Below are 20,203 nucleotides of genomic sequence, written 5' to 3' on the forward strand. Positions count from 1 at the left end.
TTTATAAATGATGTACATCATATAAAGAGACCTGCAAAGAGCAGGGCAGTCATGCGGTATTCCGGGAGGACGGGCGCCACCGCCGCGTTCCCGGCGGTGGTTGGGGCTACTGGATCAGTTGCCGTACAGGTAATTCGGGAGCCACAGCGTCAGGCCGGGCCAGATATACATCAGCACCATGCAGATGATGACGATGAGCATATAGGGCATCATGCCGGAGAAGATCTGGTTCAGCGTCACATGCGATGGCGCGACGCCTTTCAGATAGAAGGCGGACATCGCGACCGGCGGCGACAGGAAGGCGGCCTGCAGGTTCACGAAGACGAGCACGCCCCACAGGATCGGGTCGATACCGAAATGCTTCAGCATCGGCAGGAAGATCGGCACGAAGATCACGATGATCTCGGTCCATTCCAGCGGCCAGCCGAGGATGAAGATGATCGCCTGCGACAGGATCATGAACTGGACCGGCGTCAGGTTCAGCGATAGCACCCAGCTCTCCAGCAGCGCCTGTCCGCCGAGAATGGCGAACACCGCGGAAAACAGCGCCGAGCCGACGAACAGCCAGCACACCATGGATGTGGTCTTGGCGGTCAGGAACACGGCCTCCTTGGTGCGCTTCCAGTCCAGCGTCCGCGCCTGGAAGGCGAGCAGGAACGCGCCGGCGGCACCGACTGCGGCGGACTCCGTTGCCGTTGTGATGCCGAGCAGGATCACGGCCAGCACGATGGCAGTCAGGATGCCGAGCGGCATCACGGACGATGTCAGCAGCCGCAGCACCTCGAACTGTGCGGCGCCCATGGTCCAGTAGTAATAGAACAGCATCAGGGCGATGATGGCTGCCGTGAAGGAGAAGTAGGTGTAGAATTCCGGCGGCGGCCCGGCATCGACCGGCGCATTTGTGGGGCTGTTCTGCAGGTCGGCATTGCCCATCTGCTGCAGCACCTCCGGTTCGCTCTCCTTGGCCGACCCCGATTGCGCGGAGCCCAGCTCCTCCAGTTTTTCTTCTTCAGGTGCGACCGTGCCGCCGGACTGAACCCGCTCGGTGATCGCGGCCGGCGCGGGGGCGTCGGGCTGCGGATGAATGACGACATACCACCACGCGGCCCATAGCGTGGTCAGCGCCAGGACCAGCGGCACCAGAGCAAAGCCGAGATTCTTCAGGATCGTCGTGTAGGTGATCCGTGCGCCGTCCATGGTCAGCGCCATCGCGCGCGACGGCGCCACGGCTGCCGTCAGCAGGGCCGGCAGCATCTGGTGCGAATAGGCTTGCTGCAGATCGGCGATCCACGGCCGGACGGGCACGCGCGTTTCGCTCTCGGGCAGCTTCGGCGCGATCTTCGGGTTAATGAGCGCCCAGCCGATGATGTAGACGAGATAGAGGAAGGCCAGAAAGAAGCCTGGAAACATCGCGGCGGCATAGAGCTTCACGACAGACTGTCCGGCGACGGCGGCATAGACGATGATCATCACCGAGGGCGGGATCAGGATGCCCAGCGTGCCGCCGGCCGTGATCACGCCGGACGCCAGCTTGACGTCATAGCCGGCCTTCAGCATCGGATTGAAGGCGATGACGCCCATCAGTACGACGACGGCGCCGACCAGACCGGATGCTATGCCCCAGAAAGTGCAGACGATCAGTGTCGCCACCGCCAGCGAGGCCGGGACGCGGCGGAACGCGAGCTGGATCGAATAGAACATCTTGTCGACCAGCGCGCCGCGTTCCATCACATAGCCCATCAACACGAAGAGCGGGATGGAGATCAGGACGTCGTTGGTCATGGCGCCATAGGTGCGCTGGACCATCAGATCGAAGATGTGGTTGTCGGCCCAGGATTCGCCTGCGCGGTAATAGGCGAAGAAGCCGAAAAACATGCCGAGGCCCATCAGCGTGAAGGCCGTGGGGAAGCCCAGCATGATTACGACGACGATGAGGACGAGCATCAGGAGGCCGAGTGCAGGATCGCTCATTTTTGCGTCTCCCCGCCCATGCCGCGCTGGCGTGCGCTTTCCTCGATCTCTTGCGCCTGCGCGATGGCATTCCTGCGCACGTCATCATCGACGTGTTCGCTATGCGCGAGCTGCTCCTCGACGACATCGATTTCGGACACGTCCTTGAGCCGGCTCGGCCACACCCCTGTCTTCAGGCAAATCGCGGCGCGGGTGATTTCAGCCATGCCCTGCAACAACAGCAACGCGCCGGCGAGCGGGATCATCGCCTTGAAATGATAGACGGGCGGTCCGTCCGCCGTGACGTTGGAATGCTCGCGGATGCGCCAGCTGTCGCCCGCATAGTCCCAGCCGGCATAGACCAGCGCGGCGATGCCGGGCAGGAAGAACACGATGTAGAGAACGAGATCGAGCGAGGCCTGCGTGCGCGGCTGCATCGAGCTGTATAGAAAGTCGCCACGGACATGACCGTTCTGCGCCAGCGTATAGGCGCCGCACAGCATGAATAGCGTGCCATAGAGCATGTTCGACGCGTCGAAGATCCATGCCGTCGGCATGTTCAGCATATAGCGCTTGAACACTTCGGCGCAGACGAGGCCCATCAATCCCAAAATGAGCCAGGCCGCGGCCTTGCCGGCGAATGTACTGATACCGTCGATGGATTGCAGGAAACGCTCGGCAGTCATGTCATTCAGGCCACTGATGCAGGAAACGTCGATGTAGATTTCGTCCGGCGCGGATGTATTGCAAGCGGCAACAGCAAAGCATCATCCGGGAAAGGGTCGTCCCGGATGATGCGAGATACGTATGCCGCGAGACGTCAGGTCTTCTTCTTCGCGTTCGGGCCGAAGTAATGGTTATAGGCCATGCGGCGATTCACGACCGTATCCTGCTCCCACTGTGTGGCGCGCTTGGCGAAGGCCTGCTGGGACTCGGAGATTTCCTTGAACAGGGGATTCTCGGCCGATTTCTTGGCGACGACCTCGTCATAGACCTCAAGCTGCTTCTGCAGGATCGAGTCAGGTGTCTTGTAGAACTTGACCTTGTCCTTGCTCTGCATCTCCGCGTAGTCCTGCGAATAGCGGTCGATGGCCTTCCAGGACATTTCCTGACCGGCCGCATCGGCGGCGCCCGCGATGATCGCCCGCAGCTTCTCGGGCAGGGCGTCATATTTGGTCTTGTTGAACAGGATTTCGAACTGTTCGGCATTCTGGTGGTAGCTCTGCAGCATGCAGGTCTTGGATACGTCGGGGAATCCAAGGATGCGGTCCGACGAAGCGTTGTTGAACTCGGCCGCATCGAGCAGGCCGCGATCCATCGCCGAGACGATTTCGCCGCCGGGCAATGCGTTCACTGCTGCACCAAGGCCGGTAAACACGTCGATGGAGATGCCGACGGTGCGGAATTTCACACCCTTGAGATCATCGGCCTTGGTCACCGGCTTTTTGAACCAGCCGAGTGGCTGGGTCGGCATCGGCCCGTAGGGAAGTGACACGACATTGGCATTGATCGATGCATAGAGCTTTGCCAGAAGCTCCTTGCCGCCGCCAAATTTGTGCCAGGCCAGCAGCATGTTGGCATCCATCGCATAGGCCGGGCCAGAGCCCCACAGCGCCAGCGCGGTCTGCTTGCCGTAGTGATAGACCATCACGCCGTGGCCGCCGTCGAGCGTGCCTTTGGAGACCGCATCGAGCAGGCCGAAGGCCGGCACTACGGCGCCAGCCGGAAGCACCTCGATCTTCAGGTCGCCACCGGTCATGTCGTTGACCTTCTTGGCGTAGTCGAGCGCGTATTCGTGGAAGATGTCCTTGGCCGGCCAGGTGCTCTGCCAGCGCATGCTGATCGGGCCCTGCGCCTGGGCGATTGCCGGTGCGACGACGCTTGCAGCGGCACCGGCGGTGGCGACCTTCAGAAAACGGCGCCGAGACGGAGTCCTGTCCTTGGATGAAGCCATTGTGTTCTCCCCGAATGGTCGTCCTTTTGCGGACTGACCTTGTTGATTGGTGACAAGACAAAGGCTTGCTTGCAGCTTTGGCAAGAAAGTTCGCTTTGCTGCGACGCTTCGACGCGGCGCAACTACACTAACTATCCGTGCTGCGGTGCGGGGAGATCATGAGCGAGTGCGAACTACAGATGAACTACACCAAGCCTGTTAGACTTTCGTCGGAACGTATCCGGTCACATCGCCGATCATGTCCGGCTGCCGTTCCAGTGTAACCGCCGGAGAGGTCAGGATCACCACGGCCTGCCAGGCGAAACCCGCGACGGCGAGGTAGAGGCTCGCCTCCGCGTGATAGAGCCCGCCGACAACGGCCGCGATCCCGGTTCCGATCGGACGGGCGCCGTAACTCAGGATGTTGATCGCGGAGACGCGTCCGAGCAGGCTCGGCGGCGTTACCGACTGTCGCAACGTCGCGGTGGAGATCACCCACAGGATCGGACCGACGCCGAGCAGGAAGAAGCTCAGGCCCGCCAAAGCCGGCGAGGGGATCCATGTGGTCAGTGCCATCACAACGGAGGCAACGAAGCCGGTGACGGGGCCAAGCGCGATCACGGTGCCGAACGGCAACCGTCTCATCACACGTGTTGCCAGCAATGCGCCGATCACCATGCCCACGCCATACATCGCGAGTGTCACGCCGACGCCGGAGGCGGAGAGGCCGAGACGGCGAACCGCGTAAGGCACGAACACTGCCAGCACCATGAAGGACGCGGCGCTGAAGATGAACTGTGTGATGAAGACCGGCCGCAAATAGCGATGATGACAGACGAAGGACAGACCTTCGGCGATGTCCTGCATCGGCTTGCGTTGTTGGATGGTTGTGCGCATGGGCTCATGGATGCCCGATAGCAAGGCTACAGCGATGATCGACAGCGCTGCGGCAAAGCCGAAGGCAGGCGCGGCGCCAGTGAAGCCGACAAGCGCGCCGCCGATGGCAGGACCACTCGCAAAGGCGACGGTGCGCGCGAGTTCGATCCGCGCATTCGCCGTGCCGAGCAATTGCGGCACGACCAGCGATGGCACAAGCGACGGCGCGGCGACGCTGTAGACCACGGTGCCGCACACTGCGACGAAGCCGAGCAAAGCGAGCAGCGGCATCGTCAGCGCGCCGAACCAGATCAGTGCCAGGATCAGCAACAACGCGATTGCGCGCAGCGCCTCGGCTCCGGCCATCAGGGTGCGGCGCGACATCCGGTCGGCGAGCAGGCCTGCGGGAATGGCGAACAGCACGAAAGGCAAGGTCAGCGCGGTCTGCAGCAATCCGGTTTGGCCCTCGCCGACGCCGAGCAACAGCACCGCGACGATCGGCGCCGCCGCCAGCGCGATCTGCTCGGCCGACTGCGCCGCGAGGTTCGACCAGGCGAGGCGGTTGAAAGTGTCAGGCAGTCGATCAATGGAGGAGTGGGACATGGCGATTCCTGTCTGTGACAGCCACCATGGGGTCCGGACGAGCACGCAGCCACCCGATTACTGAGCGCACGCCGTGACAGGGAGTGCCCACCAACCGGCTAGATGCAGTTGCAAATGAGTTGCAACAAGAGAGGGATTGCTCTATGGAGCTCTGATGGATGCACTTTCGCCGAAAACCTCGCCCGATTCGTCAACGTCTCCAATCCCCGGCAGCGTTCCAGACGCGGCCGGCTGGCGCTCCGGCCTTGGCGGGGATTTCCGCCGCAGCCTCTCGGAGGTCAATTCGTCGATCCCGGTTCCGATCGGCGGCCACTGGTTTCGGCGGCTGCTGGCATTCGCCGGACCGGGTTACATGGTCTCGGTCGGCTATATGGACCCCGGCAACTGGGCGACCGATCTCGCAGGTGGCTCGAAATTCGGCTACACGCTGCTCTCGGTGATCCTGCTGTCGAACGTGATGGCGATCCTGCTGCAGGCACTGGCCGCGCGTCTGGGCATCGTCACCGACCGCGACCTGGCGCAGGCCTGCCGCGACAGCTTTTCCCGGCCGGTCAACATCATGCTGTGGCTGGCCTGCGAGACGGCGATCATCGCCTGCGATCTGGCGGAAGTGATCGGTACCGCGATTGCGCTGCAGCTGCTGTTCGGCATTCCGCTGATCGGGGGCGCGCTCATTACTGCGCTGGATGCCTTTCTGCTGCTGTTGCTGATGAACAAGGGTTTCCGTTTTCTCGAAGCTTTCGTGATCGCGCTGCTCATCGTCATCGCGGTCTGTTTCACGGTTCAGATTGTCGCTGCGGCGCCGCCCGTGGCTGCCGTGTTGAGCGGCTTCCTGCCGTCCACCGCGATCGTGACCAATCCCGAAATGCTCTACATTGCGATCGGCATTATCGGCGCAACCGTGATGCCGCATAACCTCTATCTGCATTCATCGATCGTGCAGACCCGCGACTATCCGCGCACCGATGCAGGCCGCCGCGACGCGATCAAGTGGGCGACGGCGGACAGCACCATCGCGCTGATGCTCGCGCTGTTCATCAATGCGGCGATCCTCATCGTCGCCGCGGCGTCCTTCCATACGTCAGGTCATGCCGATGTGGCCGAGATCGGTCAGGCTTACGAGTTGTTGTCGCCGTTGCTCGGTCTCGGCATCGCATCGACGCTTTTCGCGATCGCACTGCTGGCATCCGGCCTTAACTCGACGGTAACGGCAACGCTGGCCGGCCAGATCGTGATGGAGGGCTTTCTCCGGCTGCGCTTGCCGAACTGGGCGCGCCGGCTCGTGACTCGCGGCATCGCGATCGTTCCGGTCGTGGTCGTCACTGCGCTCTATGGCGAACGCGGCACCGGACAACTCCTCGTCTTCAGTCAGGTCATCCTGTCGATGCAATTGCCATTTGCAGTCATCCCGCTGGTGCGGTTTGTCTCGGATCGGCGAAAGATGGGTGACTTCGTAATTTCGCGGTCGGTCGCCACGGTGGCATGGATCATCGCTGGCATCATCGTGATCCTGAACTGCAAGCTGCTTTACGACACCTTTTTCGGCTGAAGCCTTGAAATTTAAGGCAGCTGCAGATGATGCCACCAGACTTTGGTGAAGGGGACTGGCCTTTGTGGCTATGTGCGACGTAATCCTGCCGCGCTGGATTTCGCGATCTCCCGCGTGAGCTCCATGATAGTCCGGCATGCCAGCGTCAGGCTTCTGTGACGCGACATCGCCTGAGCAATGTGGCGCGTGACGACCGAATCGACCAGTTTCGACGATTGCAGACGGCACATCCTTCGATGCCTCGGCGACTGCATAGGGTCCCAGCAAAGCGTAGATGCTTCCTTCGGCGACAATATGCGTTTGCAGGCTGAGTGAATCGGCCTCCAAGGCGACGTTGAGCGAAATGCCTTAGCCTGCAACCTCGGAAGCCGCCGACATCAGCTCTCGCGGAGTGGGAGCCCCGAACATGCGATTGCCCCCCTCAGGAACTTCGGTAAAGCTCCAACGTACGATCCCCTCCCGGTCAAGCAGGAATTGGCCAAAGAGCTGACCCTGGCCAGTTGTCAGCATGTGCTCGTCGGCTTCGGTTATTTCGTAGCCGTCCTTCGTGTTGAGAAGATCGGCCGCCGCCATCGGGTTCATCGGCTCGGGCAGTTCGCCCGGCATGTCCATCCGCATGCTCATGACGGCGTTCATACCCAGCTTGCGCGGCCATTCGGTTTCGCTTTCCGTGAACTCGAGATTGGGCAAGCCAAACGCGCGGTGCGAGACGCGCTCGGGGTCGGACGCGGCGAGCAGATTGGGCAAGGGATGATACCGGAAATAGAGCCGCGCACGGTCGATAGGCGTGTTGACCACCACGAGACTCTCGACGCCTTTCTCGCGCAGGGCCGGGTCAAGTTGCGCCTGGGCCGCGAGATGGCGCCGGCAGAACGGGCAGTGCAGACCTCGAAACAAGCCGACCAGTACTGGGCTGTGGCCGCGAAAGTCATCAAGCGCGATCTTGCCGTCACGTGTGATCGCATCCAGCACAATGTTCGGTGCGCGGTCGCCCGGGTGGAGTAAGCCATCGACATGATGCTCAGACATGGTCAACCTCCTCTACTTGCTAATCAAGAAATGGCAGTACGACCAGCGCTTCGGGATTAAGCCCGTGCCGGGCGCAGACATCGTGCGCCAGAGCAAAATACCGCTCGGCCTCAGGCATGTCGCCTCGATCGAGGTTCAGCGTCGCGAGACCATCATAGCATGGAAAGAGCTGCTGGGGCTCGCCCGTTTCCTGCGCCACCTCAATTGCTTCATTGTAGCAGCGGGCGGCGAGTTCCGGCTGGCCATGGCATTGATGAATTTGCCCGAGCACAATCAATGGCACAGCGAGATGTTCGCGCTGATCAAGCGAGCGGTCGAGTTCGATCGCCTTTTCGGCCGCCGGCACGCCTTCGTCGGCACACCTGTCCGTGAAGGTGCAACAGGCGACAGCGAGATTGACAAGGAGACGCGCCTGAAAACCGAGATCGCCGATCCGGCGGGCGACATCAAGACCGCGCCGGCATACTTCCATGGCTTGCGCCGGATCGATCATCGTGTAGAGCACGCCAAGATTGGTGTAGCCGCGGCAGGCTGCGCTGAGAAGGCCAGCGGCTTCGGCAACTGCGACGCTTCGCTCCACCTCGCGAACGGCCTCCTGGCTTCGGCCCAGCCGCGCCAATGCAACCCCCTTGGTATTAAGTGCCTCCGCGGTGGCGCGAGCCGCTTCTAGTCCGGCTTGCTTGTCTACCTCCGGCGGCACGGATTGAGCGTAGCCAAGCGCATCGTCTGCCCATCTCGCGGCCGCAGCATGATCGCCGATGCGAAACGCGAGGTGGCCGCGCTCCTGTAACAGGTGCGCCCACTCGATCGGCGCGTCCGTTCCTTCGAGCAACGCAGCCGCCTCGGCGTAATGCGCCTCCGCCCCGTTTCGTTTGCCGGCATCCCACATCAAACGGCCAAGCTTGCGAAGTATCCGCGCTCCGGCGGCGCGGTCCCCGGCCGCGCGGTGGGCCTCCAATACCGTCTGGTAATGTTCGTCGGCCGTGTCACGCCGGCCCGCCGCTCCACACAGGTCGGCAATTCGTTCGTATAGCACAAGCCGTTCCGGTCCTTGATCGCCAGCGGTCAACAAGACGGCGAGGGCCTGCTGATAGAGGCGGATGGCGTCGTCGTTGGCATAGATCGCGCGTGCGCGATCGCCGGCCGCGCTCAGGTAATGTGCACCCTTCGGCTTGCTCGCGCTGAGACTGAAATGATGTCCCAGTAGGGAGAGGTCTTCGAGCCGCTCCGGATCATCTGCGCACAGCCGCTCCAGGGCAGCACCGATCCGCCCATGCATCTCAATGCGCCGTTGCAGAAGGAGGTTTTGGTAGATCACATCCTGAAGCATGGTTTGCGTGAAACGATAGGATTGCAGCGAAATCGAGTTTGCGCCCGCGATCTCCTCGATGATCTCGGCGTCGCATAGCAGTTCAAGCCCTGCCTCTACTTTCGCCGGGTCGGTCGCTGTGGCACCGAGAAGGGCCGCATCAAAGCGCGGCCCGATGACCGCTGCCTCCTGAGCCAACCTGCGCACGCCGTGTGGCAGTCGGTCCACTCGCGCGAGCAGCAGTGCCTGAATGCTCGCCGGGATGTCAGCGGCCGCTTCATCTGACTTGATCTGCCAATGCGAGCCGTCACGTTCCAAAATGCCAGCTTCGATGAGACCGCGTATGATTTCTTCAACGAACAGCGGATTCCCGCTCGCGCGTTCAAGAATTCGATTGAACAGATTGCCGGATGATCCATTCCAACCGTCACCGAAGAACGCCGCGAGCAGCTTTTGTCCGTCGGCGATGCCAAGGGGTGCCAGCCGCAGTGTTGTATGGCTAATTCGACTTGAGTCGAGCTGGTCCATTTCAAGTGTCGGCCGGTGTGTGAACAATAGCATCAGCCGCCCGCGCTCCAGCCGATCCATTACGAACCGTAGCGCCTCAAGCGATACGGCGTCGGCCCAGTGCAGGTCCTCGACAATGATCAGGAGGGGCGATAGGGCCAGACGCCGTTCGAAGACGGTGCGGATCGCGAAAAAAATCTGCCGTCGAAGCTGTTCCGGTTCAACGTGCTGCAGGGCGTCGTCGGGGTCGCCGAGACCAAGAACATAAAAATAGAGGGGCATCAGCCGCTCGACCTCTTCGGCCGCCATGCCAAGCCCCGACAACGCTTCGGCTAGCTTGGCTTGCGCCTCTGCCGCCGAAGCCTTGTGCGCGATGCCGTAGGCGCTGCGCAGCACTGCGGCAAGAGCACCGTAGGATTGCTCGCCCAGCGGCGAGCAAGCGGCCCGCCGGATCGCCACGCCTGCGAAGCGATCCTCATCGCGAGCGCGGGTAGCGAATTCATCCACCAGGCGCGATTTTCCGATGCCGGCTTCGCCAACCAGCCGCATCAGCTGGGCAGCTCCGTTACACGCCAGGTCAAGGCACCCCATCATACGGGCCATCTCCGCGTCGCGCCCGATCAGCGGCGCGCTCAGGCCCAGTATCTCGAGTCCGCGTGCCGCACGCGGTGTCTCGAGCGGGCCCCTCAGACGATGGACCAGGACGCTGCCTGCCTTGCCGCGCAGCGCAACGTCGCCGAGAGATTCATACGAGAATGCATGCCGGGTGAGGCGGTAGGTCAGCGGTCCCACCAGCACGTCGCCCGGGGGGGCCATCGACTGCAAGCGTTGAGCGGTATTCACCGTGTCGCCGGTCACTGAATAGGACTTGGCAACGCCTGCGCCCAATCCACCCGCAACCACGTGCCCGGTGTTGATTCCGATATGAAGCATGAGCGGCGATCCGGCGGATATCTTCGAGCGTTCGCTTAAGCACGCCGTGCGCTTGATCATGTCGAGGGCCGCGCGGAGTGCCCGCTCAGGATCGTCCTCGTGCGCGGCCGGCGCACCAAACAGAGCGAGTAGCGCATCGCCAATGAATTTGTCCACGAAGCCGCCGAAATTTTGCACGGCTGCGGTCAGTTCCTCGAATAATTCGTTCTGAAACGCCTGCATGACTTCCGGGTCGAGCCGTTCGCTCATCGTGGTGAAGCCGCTGAGGTCCGCAAACAGCACCGTGATGGTGCGGCGGTTGGCTTCGCTGTCGACCTTATGGAGCGTCCGCCGGGGTGTGCGCTCGGGCTCGACAAGCATCAGCGCCGGTGAACGGGCGCTAGTCGTGACCGTCGCCGGAATTGTTGGCGATGACGGCTCCCGCTGGTTGCCGGCCTTGGGGGCGTGATCGACGCGGGCGCCGCATTTCGGGCAATACGCAAAATCCGGTGCGCACGCGTAGCCGCAACTGGGGCATGGGTCCGGCTGCTTCGCGCCGCATTTTGGGCAGAACGCAAAGCCGCTCTGAACCTCGAAACCGCAACACGAGCAGTTCATGGATCAAGACCTCGCGGAAGCCGCGATGGCACGATCTAATCCTGGACCTCGTCGAACAGGCCCTGGATCCTTGGTAACAATGGGCTTTTGGCGCCGGAAGAGCAAGCCATGGCTGCGGCCCTGCCAGCGCGCATGCGCGACCGGGATCATCGATGCCGCTGATCGGGCCTCGACTACGCGCGGCGTAGTCCTGCCGCGCTGGATTTCGCGATCTCCCGCGTGAGCTCCATGACAGTCCGGCATGCCAGCGTCAGGCTTCCATGACGCGACATCGCCAGAGCAATGTGGCGCGTGACGATCGGATCGACCAGTTTTGACGATTGCAGACGGCACTCCTTCGATGCCGCGGCGTCCTTCCATACGTCAGGTCATGCCGATGTGGCCGAGATCGGTCAGGCTTACGAGCTGTTGTCGCCGCTGCTCGGTCTCGGCATCGCATCGACGCTTTTCGCGATCACGTTGCTTGCATCCGGTCTCAACTCGACGGTGACGGCGACGCTGGCCGGCCAGATCGTGATGGATGGCTTTCTCCGGCTGCGTCTGCCGAACTGGGCGCGCCGGCTCGTGACGCGCGGCATCGCGATCGTTCCGGTCGTGGTCGTCACTGCGCTCTATGGCGAACGCGGCACCGGACAACTCCTCGTCTTCAGTCAGGTCATCCTGTCGATGCAATTGCCATTTGCAGTCATCCCGCTGGTGCGGTTTGTCTCGGATCGGCGAAAGATGGGTGACTTCGTAATTTCGCGGTCGGTCGCCACGGTGGCATGGATCATCGCTGGCATCATCGTGATCCTGAACTGCAAACTGCTTTACGACACCTTTTTCGGCTGAAGACCTGAAATCCCGGGCGGCCGCGGCCGGGCCAGCTAATCCTGCGGCTCGGGCATCGTTTCGCCGGTCGCGTCCACGCGCAGCCATCCTGATGGCGCCAGCCGCTGCTGCGGCAGATAGCGGCCCTTGTAGTCCATCTTCTTGGAGCCTTCGATCCAGTAGCCGAGATAGACGTAAGGCAGGCCGAGCCGCCTTGCGCGGGCGATGTGGTCGAGGATCATGAAGGTGCCGAGCGAGCGGCTTTCTTCACCGGGCTCGAAGAATGAATACACCATCGACAGCCCATCGCTGAGCACATCGGTCAGCGCGACTGCGAGCAGGTCCTCGCCGCGGCCGGTGATGCCTGTATCGGGGCCGCGGCGACGATATTCGATGATGCGGGTTTCGACGTGGCTGTCTTCGACCATCATCGCGTAATCGAGCACGGTCATGTCGGCCATGCCGCCATGGCGATGGCGCTGGTCGAGATAGGCGCGGAACACGGAATACTGTTCGGAGGTCGGCACCGCGCTGCGCTGCTCGCCGATCACGTCGGCATTGCGTGCCTGGATCTTGCGGAAGTTGCGCGACGGCTTGAATTCATTGGCGATGACCCGGACGGAGACGCAGGCGCGGCACTGGTCGCAGGCCGGGCGATAGGCAATCGACTGGCTACGCCGGAAGCCGCCATGGGTGAGCAGGTCGTTGAGATCGCCGGCCTTGTCGCCGACCAGATGGGTGAAAACTTTCCGTTCGTGCCGGCCCGGCAGGTAGGGGCAGGGCGACGGCGCCGTGAGGTAGAATTGCGGAGTGTCGCGGGAGTGCTGGGTCACGGGTTGCCGTCGGTCTCCGAAGCAGTTTGGCGTAGCATCGCGCCAGCTGGGCAAACGGTCAATCGCTTTGCCCGGCCAAGTTGGCGTCCCTCGCGGCTGTTAGTAGGCACGGCCGGGCGGCTGGGCGTAAGCGGCGCGGACGACGGAATTATTCACCACCACGGTTCCCAGCACGAGGTCGTGCAGCAGCTGACGGCGGCCGTTGAGCAGGCCGACCACCAGCACCAGCGGCGTGAGTAGCGACACCGAGGCCCAGAACAGCACCGCGTGTGCGGCGCCAAGCACGAAGTAGCCCGGCGTGCCGCTGAAGGTGCGCATCTGCAGATCCATCATTCGCATGCCGACGGTGGCCGAATGCGGGCCACCCAGCGACGTGCCGTAATAGACGACCGGCCAGATCACCGTCGCCGGCGAGATCAGCCAGAACAGCGCCCAGCCAAGGCCGAGGGTGACGACGCCGAATACTGCGATGAAGATAACGGCGAGTACGATCGGAATCGACAGCACTATGAGATCGATCAGGAAAGCGACGACGCGCCGCATCAACACGCCACGGAACAAGTCGGGCTGCGCATAGGGGTCAAAGGCATGGGCGCGGGGCGGGGTACCGGCACTGCGCCAGGTGTCGCCCTGCCAGCTTCCGTTGTTGGGGCCGCCAGCATTCGGGCCGGTATCAGACATGACGCATCCCTCCGTTTGCATCCTCACGGTCCATCACATGGATATCACCAGACCGCGCAACAAGTGCGCGGAATCGTTACAGACTGTCCATGACGTAAATCAGGCGAGGCTTGAGCGCGGATGCGCTCAGCGCGCAGCCTTGATGCGTTCAGCGGCATGCGGCGCGAAATAGGTCAGCACACCATCGGCGCCGGCGCGCTTGAAGCCGAGCAGGCTTTCCATGATGGCGCGGTCGCCATCGATCCAGCCGTTATTCGCGGCGGCCATGATCATCGCGTATTCGCCGGACACCTGATAGGCGAAGGTCGGAACCGCGAACGTGTCCTTCACGCGGCGCACAATATCCAGATAGGGCATGCCCGGCTTGACCATGACCATGTCTGCGCCTTCGGCCAGATCGAGTTCGACCTCGCGCAGCGCCTCGTCGGAATTGGCGCTGTCCATCTGATAGGTACGCTTGTCGCCGGTCAGCGTCTTGGCCGAGCCGATGGCGTCGCGGAACGGGCCGTAGAAGGCCGAGGCATATTTCGCGGCATAGGCCATGATCTGCACGTCGAGGAAGCCGGCGTCATCCAGCGCCTCGCGGATCGCACCGACACGGCCGTCCATCATGTCCGATGGCGCAATGATATCGCAGCCGGCTTCGGCCTGGACCAGCGCCTGCTGGACCAGCACGGCGACGGTCTCGTCGTTGAGGATCTTGCCGTTCTGGATCAACCCGTCATGGCCGTGGCTGGTGAACGGGTCGAGTGCCACGTCGCAGAGCACGCCGAGATCCGGGAATTCCTTCTTGATGGCGCGCACGGACTGGCAAACCAGATTGTTGGCGTTGCAGGCCTCGGTGCCCATCTCGTCGCGCAGCGACGGGTCGGTATAGGGGAACAGCGCGATGCAGGGGATGTCCAGCTTCATGGCGCGCTCGGCATCGCGGACCGCCTGATCGACGCTGAGGCGTTCCACGCCAGGCATCGAGGCGATTGGCGCGCGCTGGTTGTCGCCGTCGATCACGAACAGCGGCCAGATCAGGTCGTCGGTGGTCAGCACGTTCTCGCGGACCAGCCTACGAGCCCATTCGGACTTGCGGTTGCGGCGGGGGCGGGTGGTCAGGCCGAGGGAGGGGGCGTCATAAGCGGCCGGGCGGGGGGCGTGATCGCGCAATTCGATGGGGCGCCCGAACTTGATTGCCATAATACCGTCTCTCCCGCGGGCCTTCGTGAGGTCGAAAGCCCCTTAAATTCGACCTGTTCTAAGTCTAGCACCTTGATGTCCCGGCGTCACCGCGATCATGCACGTCATGCGCGCGCGACGTGACGGGCTGGGTCATTGATTTTGCAGGCCCAAAGGCTCACAAAAAGCCCCCATGAATCGCTCAAACCATCGCCCAAACGTCCAGTTCCCACCCGTGAGATCGCATTCGCATGTCTGAGCAGATGCCGCGCGACCTCGGGTCGAGAGAGCCCACGTCGCGGGACCATGCCATGTCGGTTGCGGCGATCTCGTCCGGACGCATCGAATCTGACGAGAACATCTGGACCCGGCGGCTGGTCCTGTTCCTGCGCGTGATGGCCGTCGTCTCGATGATGCAGGGCCTCTATCACTGGGCGCAGGTCACCGGCTTTGTCGGCACCGAGGATGACGCCTTCGAGGTCCAGACCATGGGCTGGCAGACCGCCACGGTCTATTTCGCCGTCATCGAGCTGGTCAGCGCCGTCGGTCTCTGGCTCGCGACGCCGTGGGGCGCCGTCGTCTGGCTGACGACCGTGGTGTCCATGGCGGTCATCGAGCTGATGTTTCCGACCATCTATGGCGGCAACCTGCTGATCGTCGGCGTCCAGGCTGCGTTTCTCGCAGGCTACCTTGCGCTGGCATGGATGGCGGCGCGCGAACGGCCGCCATAGGCTCAGGACGTCAAGCAGAGGCCTCGCAGAAGGCCCTGCATTCAGGGAGGTCATGTTGAACCAGCTTTATTCCGGCGGCACCGCCGGCAACCTCATCGTCAGCGCGATCGCCCGCTATGGCGACCAGCCCGCGCTCGCGGACGGCCATGTCCGCTGGAGCTACCGTGACTTCGGCGACGTGGTCGCGCGTTTCATCAGCCTGTTTCGCAGTCTCGGCCTCAGGAAGGGCGATGCGCTGTCCATTCTCTCCGGCAACCGCGCCGAGAGCTGGGCCTCGATATCAGCCGCCGCCGTGATGGGCCTGCGCTACACGCCGCTGCATCCGATGGCCGCCGAGGACGATCACGCCTTCATTCTCGAGGACGCCGAAATTTCCGCGCTGATCGTGGAGGCCGGCAAATTCGCCGCGCGCGGCCTCGCGCTACGCAGCCGCGTGCCGGGCCTGAAACATCTGCTGTCCTTCGGCGCGCTCGATGGCGCGCGCGATCTCCTGGCCGAACTGCCCAATGCGACGCCGGCGCCGCTGGTGGACGAGAGCAGCACCGGCGATATCTGCTGGCTGGCTTATACCGGTGGCACCACGGGCCGTTCCAAGGGCGTGATGCTGCCGCATCGCGTGCTGGTGGCGATGTCGCTGGCGATCTACGCGGACTGGGACTGGCCGGCCGATATCCGCTATCTCGCGGCGACGCCGATCAGCCACGCCGCCGGCATCACGCTGTTTCCGGTGATGCTGCGCGGCGGTTTCGCACGGCTGGTGCAGGGTTTCGATGCGGAAACCTATTGCCGCGTGGTGCATGAGGAGAAGATTACCGCGACCTTCCTGGTGCCGACGCTGATCTATGCGCTGATTGACGCGCCGGAGCTGCGCGCCAAATACGACATGTCGTCATTGCAGATGATCGTCTACGGCGCGGCGCCGATGTCGCCGGACCGGCTGCGCGAGGGCGTAGGCATCTTCGGCAATGTGTTCGTGCAGCTCTACGGCCAGACCGAAGCGCCGCAGATCATCACCACCATGCGCAAGATCGATCACGACGACAGCAAGCCGGGCCGTCTCGGCTCCTGCGGCCGCGCCAATCCGATGGTCGAGGTCAAACTGTTCGACGCCGAGATGCGTGAAGTGGCGACAGGGGAACCCGGCGAGATCTGCGTGCGCGGCTCGCTGGTGATGGATGGCTACTGGAAACGCCCGGATGCCACCGAAGATGCGTTCCGCGGCGGCTGGCTGCACACCGGCGATGTCGCCGTGAAGGACAGCGACGGCTTCTTCTATATCGTCGACCGCACCAAGGACATGATCATCTCCGGCGGCTTCAACATCTATCCGCGTGAAGTCGAGGATGCCTTGATGGCGCATCATGCGGTGGCGTCCGCTGCCGTGATCGGAATTCCCGATGCGAAGTGGGGCGAGGCTGTAAAAGCCTTTGTCGTGCTCAAAGCCGGCGCGAATAATTCGGTCGAGGAACTGCAGGCGCATGTGAAAGACAAGCGCGGCGCGCCGTGGTCGCCGAAAACCATCGATTTCGTCAGTGAGATCCCCGTGACGGGGCTCGGCAAGATCGATCGCAAGGCATTGCGCGCGCCCTATTGGGACGGAAGAACGCGCGGAGTTGCGTAAAATTGTCGAATTAATTTTCGGGGCGTTGGCGGTAAGACTTCGGTCACCCTAACGCCCCGGTTACGAACCTTACGCGAGTGTTTCGAATTTTAGGCAAGCTGTTCCGCTATGCGACAGATCGGGCGGACAAAGCTGGAACATGGGCTCTGCAGCGTGAATCAAACCTTGCGAAAACCCCTTGTTTCACCGGCTTAATCTCAGATTCACTGTCTCAAATTCATGATCTCTTTATTGTCTTATTTAAGCGGTTCTTCAAACGCTCCCCCTTAAGTTGGCCCTATCAGACGGGACACAAGTTTCGTCGAATAAGTCGATAAAAACGACAACAGGGGTAGTGTCATGATGAAGACCGTTGCGACGGTGGAAAGCGTCGATCTCGTTCCGGGCCAGGCGCCGGTTCAGCCGCTTTATCTGGAAGCCTTGACGTTGGTGGAGCGTCTGCATCGCCGCCTGCTCGATGTCATCAAGGATGAATTCGATCGCCGCGGCCGCGCTGATATCAATTCGGTCCAGGCACTGCTGCTCTACAATATCGGCGACAAGGAATTGACCGCCGGCGAGCTGCGCACCCGCGGTTACTATCTCGGATCCAACGTGTCGTACAACCTGAAGAAGCTTGTCGAACTCGGCTTCCTCGATCATCAGCGCTCGCGCGTCGATCGTCGCTCGGTTCGCATTCGTCTGACGGCGCAGGGCCAGGAAATCCGCCACATCGTCGACGCGCTGTATCAGAAGCACGTCAAGACGGTCGAGCAGGTCGGTGGCATCTCCAACGAGGAATTCGCGACCCTCAACAAGTCGCTGCACCGCCTCGAGCGCTTCTGGACCGACCAGATCCTGTATCGCCTCTGAGAAATTTAAACTCCTTTGGGATTGCCCTCCTGAAGCCGTCGAAGTGCCCGCAAGAGGTACACGACATCGATCAATTGGAAAGGCGCCTTCGGGCGCCTTTCTGTTGTTCAAATTACGAGGAAAGCGCGGTGGAACCGCGTGCATACGAGGCTATGTGCTGTGCCTCTGGCCCTTTGTTCTTATCGGGGGGGCTTCTATCGGAATCCACTGCGCCCACAGTTCCCAGATCTCGTAAAGTGTAGTTCTACGGCGCCTTTACCAGCGTGCCGACCGTGACATGGGGCCAGCTCAGACCGTTAAAGTTAAGCAGTACGGTTTGAGTATACTGAAGTTGCAGGAAGTCGGGCTTCCCTCCTGCGCCCGCGATGGTCTCGATCCAGAAGGTCGATGTGACCTCAGCGGCGTCCGCATTCGGGCCGTGGCCCGGCGCCCCCTTCAGGAAGGCCGTATTGGCCGTTCCGCCTCCGATCACCGGCGTTGCCGGATTCGATGAAAGCTGAAGCACGACAGTATGTTTTACCGTTTGTCCCGCGAGTGCACTCGCCAGCACTGAATTTGGATTGTCGACCATGGTTTGCGTGATGCCGACAATGTCGGGCGGTGGTGAGCGAAACTTCGTGGGAATGGCGAGATCGGACTCCGGGAATTTGATAAGCTTCGCGGGATTGCCAATTATAAATGGTGTGATGTCGACGGGATTGATGATCGGCGCATTCACGTCGGGTATGGCGAGGCCTTGGGCCAGCACGGTGGTGCCGTGCGGAATCGATGCCATGCGCACGATGCTTGGCGGCACTGACGGATCGCTGGTCTGCGGTACGGTTGCGAAGATGCCGGGCTCGATATGCAGGCCGGCGCCGTTGTTGCCGTCTGAGATCGATTGCAGATAACGCACCCCGAACATCAGGATGTCGGCTTGCAGCAACCCGCGATTGGGAATCTCGCCTGGGATTTCGGTGAATTCGAGCTGCTCGTCGGTGAGGTTGAGTTCGAGGAAGCGATCCTGCCCCGGCGTATTGTTGGGACGCCAGATCATGTTGAATCCCTTGCCTGTCCAGACGCCGGGAAGGTCTGCTAGGGGGCCAAGCGGGCTTGTGGGTCTCGACAGGGAAAACAAAAGGGCCCTGCCGATGCTGGGTAATGGCCTGAATGAAAAACCTGGTTTGAGATCCATTGTGCCTCCAATGCCGATACGACGCCGGATGGCCATTCGGCCGGTGTAATCATGGCCAAAACCTTAGGTTGAGTAAACGGAAATCGTTATCATGGCGTGTGTCGAAAGGCGCACCACAGGCTTTGTCAGTCATCGGAGGGTCGTGCCGCTATCGCTCTCTAAGGAAAATATTCTTTTATATTGATATTACAGAAGCTTCCGCTTCTGCAGCCACATGCCGCAAGGTGGACAGGCAATGGAACTGGTTCTCACGTTGCGGCTTATCTCTCCGATGACAGAAGGGATCAAGTCATGCTGGTCGAACGCGGTCTGAAAGTGATGAATGTCGAGGCGGTGGGCGACGCCTATGCCATCGCTGCGAACTACCTGCGCAAGTCCGGCGCGATCCCCGATACTTATCTCACCAACGATCGGCTGCTCGAAATCATCGTCCGGATGTTTCATCGCGGCGAAGACAACAAGCTTCGCCTTGCGAACAGAGCGATAGCGCAATTCCAGGCTGCACGGGCTGAAGCCGCGTAGCCGGTTTTCTGATGTCCAACGGGGAAAATGACGACATGCAGATTGCCATCGACCGCATCATGCACACCTATGACCTGATGATGAGCCGCACGCAGGCGGCATCGGACGAAGCCCGCACCAAGGTGACCGATTATGTGCAGTCGCTGTTCGACGGCGGCGAGAAGGATACGCACCGGCTGACGGTGTTCGGCTTGACCTATTTGCGTGAGCTTGATGGCAGCAACGATCCGGTGAAGGCCGGGTTTACCGGCCTTTGAGGGAGTAGGGCGCAATAGCGCTGCGTTTAAGCGCTGGCGCCCTGTCCAAAGCTTCATCAGATTCAAATTTCAAACAGCCACGGCCCTTCAGACATGCGTCATCGCCCCCATTATTTGCGGCGCGGGGGCGCCGTCGTCGCTTGCATTCCCGCCCCTCTGTGAGAGGGCGTGCGGAACGCCGGGTGCCCGTTGCACCCGTGGGCCTGATGCGATGCGGTCTTCCGCAATTGTGAGTGCATCAGGACTTTCGGAGGCGCCGAGCAAGTGCC

16 protein-coding genes and 1 pseudogene are annotated in these 20,203 nt (G+C 61.8%); 7 read left to right on the forward strand and 10 right to left on the reverse strand.

Annotated features, from left to right (window positions below; translation table 11 throughout):
* Positions 1 to 114 precede the first annotated feature (114 nt).
* The 4 genes from LPB73_RS09320 to LPB73_RS09335 form a co-directional block, all read right to left on the reverse strand.
* Complete coding sequence (locus tag LPB73_RS09320; RefSeq protein WP_231080379.1) at positions 115 to 1,971, reverse strand: TRAP transporter large permease; 1,857 nt, start codon at positions 1,969 to 1,971, stop codon at positions 115 to 117.
* On the reverse strand, positions 1,968 to 2,636 hold the full coding sequence (locus LPB73_RS09325) for a TRAP transporter small permease subunit (RefSeq protein WP_231080380.1): 669 nt from the start codon (positions 2,634 to 2,636) through the stop codon (positions 1,968 to 1,970). Before LPB73_RS09325 ends, LPB73_RS09320 begins: the two co-directional genes overlap by 4 nt.
* Positions 2,637 to 2,770: 134 nt before the next feature.
* Positions 2,771 to 3,904: a TRAP transporter substrate-binding protein gene (locus LPB73_RS09330; protein ID WP_089263837.1), complete on the reverse strand. Its 1,134-nt coding sequence runs from the start codon at positions 3,902 to 3,904 to the stop codon at positions 2,771 to 2,773.
* Between the two features lie 198 nt (positions 3,905 to 4,102).
* Positions 4,103 to 5,362, reverse strand: coding sequence for an MFS transporter (locus LPB73_RS09335; protein ID WP_231080381.1), 1,260 nt, complete (start codon positions 5,360 to 5,362; stop codon positions 4,103 to 4,105).
* Positions 5,363 to 5,516: 154 nt separating this feature from the next.
* On the opposite strand from LPB73_RS09335, the gene LPB73_RS09340 reads away from it, so the two are divergent.
* The gene (locus tag LPB73_RS09340; RefSeq protein ID WP_231080382.1) at positions 5,517 to 6,911 is read left to right on the forward strand and encodes an Nramp family divalent metal transporter; all 1,395 of its coding nucleotides are present in this window, start codon (positions 5,517 to 5,519) and stop codon (positions 6,909 to 6,911) included.
* A gap of 348 nt (positions 6,912 to 7,259) precedes the next feature.
* Here LPB73_RS09340 and LPB73_RS09345 read toward each other — a convergent pair whose 3' ends face one another.
* Together LPB73_RS09345 and LPB73_RS09350 are read right to left on the reverse strand one after the other, a co-directional pair.
* The gene (locus LPB73_RS09345; RefSeq protein WP_089263840.1) at positions 7,260 to 7,940 is read right to left on the reverse strand and encodes a peroxiredoxin-like family protein; all 681 of its coding nucleotides are present in this window, start codon (positions 7,938 to 7,940) and stop codon (positions 7,260 to 7,262) included.
* A 19-nt stretch (positions 7,941 to 7,959) separates the two neighbouring features.
* Positions 7,960 to 11,286, reverse strand: a complete 3,327-nt coding sequence (locus LPB73_RS09350) for an adenylate/guanylate cyclase domain-containing protein (protein WP_231080383.1) — start codon at positions 11,284 to 11,286, stop codon at positions 7,960 to 7,962.
* A gap of 342 nt (positions 11,287 to 11,628) precedes the next feature.
* Here LPB73_RS09350 and LPB73_RS09355 point away from each other — a divergent pair.
* Positions 11,629 to 12,117, forward strand: a pseudogene (locus LPB73_RS09355) (divalent metal cation transporter); the annotation flags it as partial.
* 35 nt (positions 12,118 to 12,152) lie between these two features.
* On the opposite strand, the gene LPB73_RS09360 reads toward LPB73_RS09355, so the two are convergent.
* The 3 genes from LPB73_RS09360 to hemB form a co-directional block, all read right to left on the reverse strand.
* Positions 12,153 to 12,929, reverse strand: a complete 777-nt coding sequence (locus LPB73_RS09360) for an arginyltransferase (RefSeq protein WP_089263842.1) — start codon at positions 12,927 to 12,929, stop codon at positions 12,153 to 12,155.
* A 99-nt stretch (positions 12,930 to 13,028) separates the two neighbouring features.
* Positions 13,029 to 13,610, reverse strand: a complete 582-nt coding sequence (locus tag LPB73_RS09365) for an RDD family protein (RefSeq protein ID WP_414716879.1) — start codon at positions 13,608 to 13,610, stop codon at positions 13,029 to 13,031.
* A gap of 126 nt (positions 13,611 to 13,736) precedes the next feature.
* Positions 13,737 to 14,798, reverse strand: a complete 1,062-nt coding sequence (gene hemB, locus LPB73_RS09370) for a porphobilinogen synthase (protein WP_231080384.1) — start codon at positions 14,796 to 14,798, stop codon at positions 13,737 to 13,739.
* A 230-nt stretch (positions 14,799 to 15,028) separates the two neighbouring features.
* Between hemB and LPB73_RS09375 the strand changes: the two genes are divergently transcribed.
* The 3 genes from LPB73_RS09375 to ldtR all read left to right on the forward strand — a co-directional run bounded on the left by LPB73_RS09375 (position 15,029) and on the right by ldtR (position 17,981).
* Complete coding sequence (locus tag LPB73_RS09375) at positions 15,029 to 15,508, forward strand: DUF6163 family protein (protein WP_231080385.1); 480 nt, start codon at positions 15,029 to 15,031, stop codon at positions 15,506 to 15,508.
* A 52-nt stretch (positions 15,509 to 15,560) separates the two neighbouring features.
* Positions 15,561 to 17,129 (forward strand): AMP-binding protein, encoded by a 1,569-nt coding sequence (locus tag LPB73_RS09380; protein WP_231080386.1) that lies wholly within the window; start codon positions 15,561 to 15,563, stop codon positions 17,127 to 17,129.
* Positions 17,130 to 17,468: 339 nt separating this feature from the next.
* Positions 17,469 to 17,981 (forward strand): transcriptional regulator LdtR, encoded by a 513-nt coding sequence (ldtR, locus tag LPB73_RS09385; protein WP_068732529.1) that lies wholly within the window; start codon positions 17,469 to 17,471, stop codon positions 17,979 to 17,981.
* Positions 17,982 to 18,225: 244 nt separating this feature from the next.
* Here ldtR and LPB73_RS09390 read toward each other — a convergent pair whose 3' ends face one another.
* Complete coding sequence (locus LPB73_RS09390; protein ID WP_231080387.1) at positions 18,226 to 19,191, reverse strand: heme-binding protein; 966 nt, start codon at positions 19,189 to 19,191, stop codon at positions 18,226 to 18,228.
* 255 nt (positions 19,192 to 19,446) lie between these two features.
* Between LPB73_RS09390 and LPB73_RS09395 the strand changes: the two genes are divergently transcribed.
* Positions 19,447 to 19,677 (forward strand): hypothetical protein, encoded by a 231-nt coding sequence (locus tag LPB73_RS09395; protein ID WP_089263849.1) that lies wholly within the window; start codon positions 19,447 to 19,449, stop codon positions 19,675 to 19,677.
* A gap of 35 nt (positions 19,678 to 19,712) precedes the next feature.
* Complete coding sequence (locus tag LPB73_RS09400; protein WP_231080389.1) at positions 19,713 to 19,934, forward strand: hypothetical protein; 222 nt, start codon at positions 19,713 to 19,715, stop codon at positions 19,932 to 19,934.
* Positions 19,935 to 20,203: the final 269 nt, after the last annotated feature.

Source organism: Tardiphaga sp. 37S4 (genome assembly GCF_021044645.1).
Classification (GTDB): Bacteria; Pseudomonadota; Alphaproteobacteria; order Rhizobiales; family Xanthobacteraceae; genus Tardiphaga; species Tardiphaga robiniae.